Here is a 2215-nt window from a genome sequence, read left to right as displayed (position 1 = left end):
ACATGGCCGTCCGCCTCGTCAACGACGGCCCGGTGACCATCTGGCTCGACACGGCGGCACGCTGAGCGCCGCAGCAGGTCCGCATCCCGCCGCTGGAGCCCGCGAATACGGCCAGACCTTCGCTCTCTGCTGAAGTCACGCCGCGGAAGCGGGCGCCCGCCGGGTCGCGTGCTGCCCTTTTTCGCCCTCGAGCGACGCCCCATACGAGGCGCGCCCGGCCAACCAAGGCATTCCCAGGAATCGCCTCAGTTGGCCAGGAGGAAGGCCGAAATGGCACCGAGATGGACACGCTCGACGAGCTTCGTCGTCCGACGGATGGTCGCCGCGGCCGAGCGGCGCGCGAGACTCGACGCGGCCCGGCTCTTCAGCTGGAGGCTCCGGATCTCCCAGGCCTCGCCATCCGTCCATTCCGCCTTGTAGGGATGTGCGTCGATCCCGAAGTCGACGGTGTGCACCCCGTTGTCGAACATCCACTCGACCAGATGAAAGAAATGCACCACACCCGGCGAGAACCGCTCGAAGGCAGGGTCGAAGGCGCGATAGTAGCCGTAGTAGGTCCCCTGCAGCAGGTAGCCGAACATCCAGCTGATCTGGCGTCCGTCCAGGAGCAGCGTCGAGGCGTGGACGAGCCGGCCCCCCAGGCCGAGCCTGACCATGCGCGGCAGAAAGCCGCCGGCAGGAGCCTGCGCGCCGTACCGCCGCGTTCGCTCCGCTTGCATCCTCGGCAGCCAGGCGATGACGTCCTCGACCTCATCGGGCCGGTGCACCTTGAGTTCGACCCGGCCCGCGGCGCTGAGGTTGCGCAGGCGGCGCCGGATGGCGCTTCGCACCCGCGCCTTTCGCGCCCGGAGATAGCTGTCGGCATCGCGATACGGCGACAGTCTCAGGTAGGGGGCGATCGTGTGCGGCTCCGCACCGCGCGGCGACCCGACGCATCCGGCCCGGAAACGGTGGATCGAGAAGGCGTCGAAGTCGTTGCCGGACATGTCTTCGAGTTCGTCCAGGAGGGTGCCCCAGAATCCTGCGCCTTCGTCGGCGTCGAGCGGACCGCGCGTGAAGATGGGCTCGTAATAGGCGGCGAGCCTCGAGCGATGCCCGTGCGGCGGCACCGGCGAACCGATCGGCACGAGGCTGCGGACGTAGCCCTGCTGCCATGAAGGCTTCGGGCGGACCATCAGCCAGAGTGCCTTCCGCCCGTCTGAAGAGGCGGCCTGCAGGAAGTAAGGGTCGAAGGCGTCCGGTCCGCCCACGGCCGCAAGCCATGCGCGGGCGAAATCGGGATGCATGAAGGGTGACGCGAAGGCCCCGCTTGCAGGCTGAAATGGCACCAGCCAATCAGCCACGTTGCCAGGATCGAAGACCTCATCCCAGCTGAGAATCCAACGAAAGGACCAGCCCATGTGATTCTCCTCCACCGATGCGAGTATTTCAACTCGCCGAAAGGGAGATGGCCAGAGGGTTACGCGGATCGAGGACGCCAAATGCAATGCGCGCCATCACGGGCGCCCGATCGGAGGGCCTGCTGCGGGCACGGCCAGGCGGCGCAGCGGCGTACGCCTGCGCGACGCACGTCCCGGCGCCTAGCTTACCACCTCGGTCGCGCCGCCGTGCGCCGCCGACCAGTCGAGCGGGGCGCTCAGGAAGGCCTCGACCTCGCCGAGCGTCGCCGCGTCGAAGTGCCCGCCCGCCCGCGCCTCGGCCAGCACGTCGCGCCAGGTGGCGAGATAGTGGAGCTTCAGGCCATGCCCGGCCAGCGCCCCCTCGGTCTGCGGGAAGATGCCGTAGAAGAAGACGACGAAGGTATGCGCCACCTCGCCCCCGGCGGCGCGGATCGCCTCGGCGAAGCGGAGCTTCGAGCCGCCATCCGTGGTCAGGTCCTCGACCAGCAGGATGCGCGCCCCCTCGGCCATGGCGCCCTCGATCTGCGCGTCGCGCCCGAAGCCCTTCGGCTTCTTGCGCACGTAGAGCATCGGCAGCCCCATCCGCTCGGCGATCCAGGCCGCGAACGGTATCCCCGCCGTCTCGCCGCCCGCCACGGCGTCGAACCGGGCGAAGCCGGCGTCGCGCAGCAGCTTGGCGCAGGCGAAGTCCATCAGCGCCGCCCGCACCGCCGGATAGGAGATGAGCTTGCGGCAGTCGATATAGACCGGCGAGGCCAGCCCGGAGGTCAGCCGGTAGGGCTCGTCGCGGCGGAAGTGCACCGCGCGGATCTCGA

General features: G+C 69.1%; 2 protein-coding genes. Both read right to left on the bottom strand.

The annotated features are described in order from the left end of the window. Nucleotides 1–245: 245 nt before the first annotated feature. Entirely contained in the window at nucleotides 246–1400 is a 1155-nt protein-coding gene (locus tag Q0112_RS14425) for a GNAT family N-acetyltransferase (RefSeq protein WP_297976450.1), read from the bottom strand. A gap of 180 nt (nucleotides 1401–1580) precedes the next feature. Further along, nucleotides 1581–2215, bottom strand: a 635-nt coding sequence (locus Q0112_RS14420) for an orotate phosphoribosyltransferase (RefSeq protein ID WP_297976449.1), incomplete at its 5' end; no start/stop codon positions are given.

Origin of the sequence: uncultured Amaricoccus sp. (assembly GCF_937858865.1) — a bacterium.
Lineage (GTDB): Bacteria > Pseudomonadota > Alphaproteobacteria > Rhodobacterales > Rhodobacteraceae > Amaricoccus.
The sequence above is the reverse complement of the archived record's forward strand: the minus strand, read 5'-3'. Positions and strand labels throughout refer to the sequence as shown.